The following is a 6375-nucleotide window of genomic DNA, read 5'->3' as shown; positions in this document are numbered from 1 at the left end:
GTCATTTTGGTGCTCCTTATTTTGAATTTCTACTAAATATTGAGTGATCCAGATTTGCTTAGCCTGACAAATGGTAATACTCAGCTCGATTGAACGAATACCAGCGTGAATAGCCGCTGTATTGGATTCATCTGCCGTTAATAATTGTAGTAAGTGCTGATGAACATCGTTATAGATATTGAGATCTTCCTGAACTTTATTCGCGTAATCTTGTAAAATTTGCCGTTGTTCTTTTGTATCAACCGCAAACAAACCACGAAACTTAAACCGGTAAATAGACTCGTTACGGGCATTATCTGGTACGGGTTGTTGCATTAATTCATAGAAGTGCGTTTTACCAGCTTCAGTAATACGCGCAAGTTTCTTATTTCGTGGATCCTTTGGTTCTTCGATATAGATAATTTCGCCTTCATCTGCCAATTTTGAAAGCAGCGGATACATGACACCGTTTGAAAGTTTGCGCCGGGGAACCAGCGCGCTGCCTAAGACATCCCGTAGTTTGTAACCCGACATGTCACGGGACATGAGCATGCCAAGGACTAGTAATTCATACATAATAATCTCCTATAATCAGCGCAACTTATCGAGTATAGGTCGTCTCGACATATAATACAAGCAAAACCTTTAATGTCGAACAAGATGTGTTCAAAATATGATCTACTAAAATTGCAATAAACAATCATTCCAAAAATATATATCTTTTTCTTTATATGAAGAATTTTTAATTAAAATATTGGACCATTCGTGTTATCATATTAGACAAGTAAAGGTTTAAATTTGTATGTATATTGTTTCACAAAAGGTCCTTGCAATCGAGCAATTACGAATATTTTTGTTTGCTCAATGAGTCTTGCTGAGACCCTTAGAAAGGGTGAATAAACAGATGAAAAAATTTGTGGCACTTGTTGGTACCAATACTGTTAAGTCAACTAATCGTAAGTTATTGAAGTATATGCAAAAACGGTACACGGAAGACGCTGATATCGAAGTGGTTGAGCTAAAAGGCTTACCAATCTTTAAAAAGACCGAAGAAGTTTTCATTCCGCAGCAAGCACGCGATATTGCAGAAAAAATCGATGCGTCTGACGGTGTGATTATTGGAACGCCAGAATACGACCATTCAGTTCCAGCGCTGTTATCCAGTGCATTAGCTTGGCTGTCTTATGGCATTCACCCATTGATGGATAAACCTGTGATGATCGTTGGTACGTCATACGGGACTTTGGGCGCTTCTAGAGCTCAAGCTCAGCTACGCCAGATCTTGGATTCTCCTGAATTAAAGGCGACTGTTTTACCTAGTTCCGAATTTTTACTAGGGCACTCACTACAGGCTTTTGATGAAAATGGTGACTTAGTTTCAGCGACTGAGTCACAGAAGCTGGATGGTTTATTCGATGACTTCTTGGAATTTGTTGCTTTGACCGAGCAGCTTGATAATTCGAAGAAGCTACACGAACAAGAAGCAGCTGACTTTACTTGGGACAACGGCACAACGGGAGATGATAAATAATGGTTAAATTAGTTGCAATCGCCGGTTCAATCGGCGAACAATCATATAATCGGATGTTATTGGAGTTTATTCGTGACCATTTCAAAAAAACGGTTGATATTGAGATTTTAAATATCAATGACGTTCCAATGTTTAATGAGGACGAGGATCATAACGATAATCCAGTGGTTCATGAGTTGGCTCGTAAGATTGCGGGGGCTAACGGTGTTATCTTAGCCACACCGGAACATAATCACACAGTACCAGCGGCGATGAAAAACGTCATTGAATGGCTATCAAACAACGTTCATCCGCTAGACGGTAAAGCAGTCTGGATCGTTGGTGCTTCGTACCATACTCAAGGCTCTTCACGTGCGCAATTACATTTGAAACAAATTCTGGAATCACCAGGCGTTAACGCATATGTCATGCCCGGTAACGAGTTTTTGCTCAGTAATGCCAAAGAAGCCTTTGATGCAGATGGTAATCTGAAGGATGCCAGAACGGTTAGTTTCCTTGGTTCAGTATTGAAGAAGTTTTTGACATTTATGAAGGTGATTGAAATGATGGATGCGCCAGATCCAAAGAACGCTCATGAAGAAGATATGGATTCGAAGCATCCAGTGAATACAACCGTTCCAGATGTTGACATGACAGATCCAGAATGGGTTGAAAAGGCCGCTGAAAAAACTCACGCTGCCAGTGGTGGTGATTATGTCAAACTTGATCGTGGTCTCTTAACCGTTGATCAGTTGAATTATTTCTTGAACTCTATGGCTGGCGAATTAACGTTTGCTGATGATAATAACCAGTTCATTTACTACAATCACAATGCTGATGCTGCTCATATGTTAGCAGCCAGAACGCCGGATCAAGTTGGTAATCCATTAAGTGCTGTTCATCCAGACCGTGTTGTTGAACATGTTAAACAAGTGCTTTATGCACTGCGGACAGGTGAAAGTGACGTGGTTTCTATGCCAGCACAAACCGGTCCTAACCAACACGTAATGCATTATTACCGGGCAATGCGCGATGAGAACCGCCGTTACCGCGGTGTTAACGAATTGGTTATCGATATTATGCCAATTTTGAAATACTACTTGGCAGCTACTGGTCAGAAATTGGTTAAGGATCCGGATGCCGTACCAATGTCACCGATTACCGGCTTAGATGCTGTAACTGGTGCATCAGCTCACTCGACGCCTTCAACGGACGCAACTAGTGGGGCATCAGCTTCTAAATCAGTTGAAAAGCCGGTTGAGAAACCAGCTACGGATGCTACCAGCGGTGCTTCCGAGTCCAGTGCGGAGACCGCGCCTGCAGCTGCAGAAGAACCCGTTGATACGGATGCACTAACTGGTGCTTCTGAAGAGACAACGACGGACTTTACTGCAACGGAAGATTCAGCACCTGCTAAGCAGCCTGAAGTTAAACCGGAACCAGAAGCAACTGATACGGATGCAACAACTGGGGCTTCAGAAAGTTAATTTTCCATTTAATAAGATCATAAAAGGACTAGTCTTTTCGTCGTAGTGACGGATAGACTAGTCCTTTTATTGTTCAGCGCTTGCAAGGTTAACCTGGAAGCAGTATATTGATTGTACACAATTAGTTTGAGAAAGGGGTTTTTAGAATGAGTAGTATCTATGATTTTCAGGAAACGGAAATGAGTGGGAAGCCAATCAACTTAGCTGACTACAGTGATAAGGTCTTAATGATTGTCAATACTGCCAGTAAGTGCGGACTAGCACCTCAGCTGGAAGGAATCGAAAAACTGTACAAACAGTATCATGATCAGGGTTTTGAAGTGATTGGTTTACCATCAAACCAGTTTCATCAAGAACTGGATTCTGACGAAGAAACTGAAGCATACTGCCAAATGCACTACGGTGTGACGTTCCCCATGACCAAGCAAGTACGGGTTAATGGCGATGATGAAGATCCCTTATTTACTTATTTGAAAGAGACGGCTGGACATGGGCGTATCAAGTGGAATTTTACGAAGTTTCTCATCGGTCGGGATGGTCAATTGATCGACCGGTATGCGCCAGTGACAAAGCCAGAAAAAATTGAACCAGATATTGTTGACGCATTAGCAAAGTAGAAGAATGGCAGCATCAAAAGCGATTTTGATATCACCTAATAATGGTTTAAGCTCAAATGCCAGCCTTTTAAGCCAAATAATCCTCGTCCTGATAAAGCACTATCAGAACGAGGATTATTTGTTTTTAATTCCGGTATCTACCGAGTTGTGGTACGCACGGTTCACAACATATCAACGTGTTCCACCAAAACGTGACGTTTCAGAAAATCGACCGTTTCGTTAAAGACGTCATCTAGGTAACCTTTGGCGTGCCGAGTACCTGGCACCATGTTCAGTTCAAATGGCACGTTAGCATCGGTCAACGCGCTGGCCATTGCTAAAATCCCACTGGTGGGGACAAATTCGTTTAGTGAATTTGCTAAATACATGGGACCAGTTTGGCGATTTACCCGGTGAACAGGGGTGGCTGCCGTCAATTCATCGGTTCGCTGGTCAAAGTAATTCATAACGAACCATTTATAAAAGGCATCGTTAGCACCATCTTGGTTGATCGTGGCACTAGCTTGTTGATTGAACCCACTGGTATCACCTTCGGCTGCGACCACGTCCTGGTGATTTGCCAGCCAGTCATCGATATCCAAGATGCCTGAAAGCGACACGGCTGGAATGCCATACCTAATGGCCATTTCTACCGCCATGTTACCACCAGCGGATGAACCAACGACCCCGATGGGCATTTGATTGTATTCACTGCGGGAAATCCATTCCATTAACGAAGACATATCTGACAAGGGTTCCGGATAATACACATCAGGTGTCATCCGATAGTTGGGGACTAAAACCATATAGCCAAGGTCAGCAAGGCGAGTTGCCCAGTCTTCATCCTTGGCTTTATCGCCACGAAACCAGCCACCACCGTGGATATCAATAATCAGGCCTAGAAACGGTTTGGTACCATCGTGATAGGCATCCAGTGTGAGATGCCGATTCTCATCGTAGGTTATATCATGTGTAACTTGCATTTTACCCACCTCCATAGATTAAAATCAGGGTGAGTATGGCAAATATATCAGACAAAATCAAGCATTTGGTCCTCTATTAACGTCACGCATGAAGGTGATAAACAATAATTGCTGCTGCATAGGCCAGTAATATAACGTTACTGGTAACGGTAAAATGGGTGGCAATCGACATGAGATGATGGTAGTGGGCATTGAGCTCAGTCAGTGCCGCCGAAGTTTTAATCAATTCTGAATGCTGCTGATAGAGTTCGTCATACTTTGAATCTAGTTGCTGGTACTTAAGATCGCGTAGCCAGAAGAGCCACGAAATACAAAAAGTACCCACGATTAAACTAAAGCATAACTGTTCAGCGGGGGCCTGCATAACTTCCTTGAGCGTGACGGACGTATAACTGATGGACGCTAGCGGTTGAACGTTAACGGCACCAATGGTTGCAGCTAGAAAAATAACGAGGCAGGCTAATTGCGAACCGGTTGCTCTGGCGTGACATTTGGCTTGTTTATCTAACGAAATGAGTCCCTGAGAAACGTCCGTTTGAACTTGGGTGAAGTAATGCACATTGGAAAGCATGGTAGACAACCCCTTTCTACAGCACCTTATTTTTTATATCATTATAACTAAATTCCTTGATATTTTAAAATATAAAGGCTTGCCAATTCAGCGTTGGCAAGCCTTTAGTGTTAGTTGTGATAGTTAGTTCTAATGGTCGGTGGTGTATAGTCAGCCATGAAGTTGAAGATTTCGGATAAGTTATCCGCGAATAGGACTTTACTGCGGTGCTCAGCAGTGAGAAAACCTTGCTGAACCATTTGATCAAACATTGTTTTTAAGGGATCGTAATAATGGTTCACGTTATAAAACGCACAGGGATTCGCGTTATCACCGATTCTTGCCCAAGAATAAGCTTCGATAATTTCTTCTAATGTTCCGGGACCGCCGGGTAGGGCGATGCAGCCGTTAGCCATGTTTAGCATGGTTTGCTTGCGAATCGCCATATTGGCAACCACCGTTAAATCGGTGATATTCATTGCTGCAGCACCACGGTCAACGAGTTCTTTGGGCATAACGCCATGAACTTTACCACCTGCGTCCATGACCGCATTGGCTAACACTGCCATTAAACCCACACTGCCGCCACCATATACAAGTTCTAACTGGTGCTCTGCGAGATATTGTCCCAAGCGGGTGGCCGCTTTGATATAAACTAGTGAATGACCCGTAGCTGCGCCGCAATAAACAGCTATTTTTTGACTCATGACGGTTCCTCCTAGAAAGACTGGTATTAAGCATTTTGTATTGTACATTGCGTATGACAAATGATCAATTTTGCTGTTCGAACGCTAGTAATTTCCGTTTGCGTTTCAAACCACCGGCGTAACCAGTTAAGCTGCCGTTTTTACCGATAACTCGGTGGCAGGGAATGATAATACTGATTGGATTATGGCCAACTGCACCACCCACGGCTCTCGCTGAACCTGTTGGCCGTTGATTTAATTCGGTTAGTTGTTCCGTAATTTGCTGATAGGTCATGGTTTCACCGTACGGAATCGTTGTGAGTATTTGGTAGACCTGCTGACGAAAAGGGGTTGTCTGCGGTGACAGGGTTAGGCGGTCAATGGCCGGATGCTTACCACTGAAGTAGTCGTCTAGCCATTGGGTAGTTTGCGTTAAGATCGGTGATATGCCGTGGTTGATGGTTGCTAAATCGTATTTAGCGCCCAGATAGGCTTGGTCTGCATACCAGACACCTAGCAAGGCGTTTGAATCCGCCAACAAGATCAGTTTTCCAAGCGGTGAAGAATAGGTTGTTTGTAACATG

Annotated in this window: 8 protein-coding genes; 3 read left to right on the top strand and 5 right to left on the bottom strand. The window is 43.3% G+C overall.

All coding sequences use genetic code 11. The annotated features are described in order from the left end of the window. The coding region (locus AC6H04_RS03450) for a PadR family transcriptional regulator (protein WP_497570364.1) at positions 1 to 555 on the bottom strand (555 nt) is incomplete at its 3' end. A 328-nt stretch (positions 556 to 883) separates the two neighbouring features. Between AC6H04_RS03450 and AC6H04_RS03445 the strand changes: the two genes are divergently transcribed. The 3 genes from AC6H04_RS03445 to AC6H04_RS03435 all read left to right on the top strand — a co-directional run bounded on the left by AC6H04_RS03445 (position 884) and on the right by AC6H04_RS03435 (position 3593). After that, positions 884 to 1510, top strand: coding sequence for an NADPH-dependent FMN reductase (locus tag AC6H04_RS03445; RefSeq protein ID WP_497570363.1), 627 nt, complete (start codon positions 884 to 886; stop codon positions 1508 to 1510). After that, complete coding sequence (locus AC6H04_RS03440; protein WP_497570362.1) at positions 1510 to 2976, top strand: NAD(P)H-dependent oxidoreductase; 1467 nt, start codon at positions 1510 to 1512, stop codon at positions 2974 to 2976. Before AC6H04_RS03445 ends, AC6H04_RS03440 begins: the two co-directional genes overlap by 1 nt. A gap of 146 nt (positions 2977 to 3122) precedes the next feature. Beyond that, on the top strand, positions 3123 to 3593 hold the full coding sequence (locus AC6H04_RS03435) for a glutathione peroxidase (protein ID WP_497570361.1): 471 nt from the start codon (positions 3123 to 3125) through the stop codon (positions 3591 to 3593). Positions 3594 to 3754: 161 nt separating this feature from the next. Here the strand turns inward: AC6H04_RS03435 and AC6H04_RS03430 are convergent, their stop codons facing one another. The 4 genes from AC6H04_RS03430 to AC6H04_RS03415 form a co-directional block, all read right to left on the bottom strand. Beyond that, positions 3755 to 4564 carry an alpha/beta hydrolase gene (locus AC6H04_RS03430; RefSeq protein WP_497570367.1) on the bottom strand — a complete coding sequence of 270 codons (810 nt, stop codon included), beginning with the start codon at positions 4562 to 4564 and terminating at the stop codon, positions 3755 to 3757. A 73-nt stretch (positions 4565 to 4637) separates the two neighbouring features. Next, positions 4638 to 5126, bottom strand: a complete 489-nt coding sequence (locus AC6H04_RS03425; protein ID WP_497570360.1) for a hypothetical protein — start codon at positions 5124 to 5126, stop codon at positions 4638 to 4640. A 110-nt stretch (positions 5127 to 5236) separates the two neighbouring features. Next, a complete protein-coding gene (locus AC6H04_RS03420) occupies positions 5237 to 5812 on the bottom strand; it encodes an LOG family protein (RefSeq protein ID WP_497570359.1) in 576 nt (191 codons plus the stop codon). Between the two features lie 64 nt (positions 5813 to 5876). Continuing rightward, the gene (locus AC6H04_RS03415) at positions 5877 to 6374 is read right to left on the bottom strand and encodes a methylated-DNA--[protein]-cysteine S-methyltransferase (protein WP_497570358.1); all 498 of its coding nucleotides are present in this window, start codon (positions 6372 to 6374) and stop codon (positions 5877 to 5879) included. Position 6375: the final 1 nt, after the last annotated feature.

The organism is Secundilactobacillus sp. MJ173, from assembly GCF_059704265.1.
This window is presented reverse-complemented; position numbering and strand designations above follow the sequence as displayed.

Coding starts and splice junctions, on each gene's coding strand:
- AC6H04_RS03425 (WP_497570360.1), bottom strand. CDS start 5,126: ATGCTTTCCAATGTGCATTACTTCACCCAAGTTCAAACGGACGTTTCT.
- AC6H04_RS03435 (WP_497570361.1), top strand. CDS start 3,123: ATGAGTAGTATCTATGATTTTCAGGAAACGGAAATGAGTGGGAAGCCA.
- AC6H04_RS03445 (WP_497570363.1), top strand. CDS start 884: ATGAAAAAATTTGTGGCACTTGTTGGTACCAATACTGTTAAGTCAACT.
- AC6H04_RS03440 (WP_497570362.1), top strand. CDS start 1,510: ATGGTTAAATTAGTTGCAATCGCCGGTTCAATCGGCGAACAATCATAT.
- AC6H04_RS03420 (WP_497570359.1), bottom strand. CDS start 5,812: ATGAGTCAAAAAATAGCTGTTTATTGCGGCGCAGCTACGGGTCATTCA.
- AC6H04_RS03415 (WP_497570358.1), bottom strand. CDS start 6,374: ATGTTACAAACAACCTATTCTTCACCGCTTGGAAAACTGATCTTGTTG.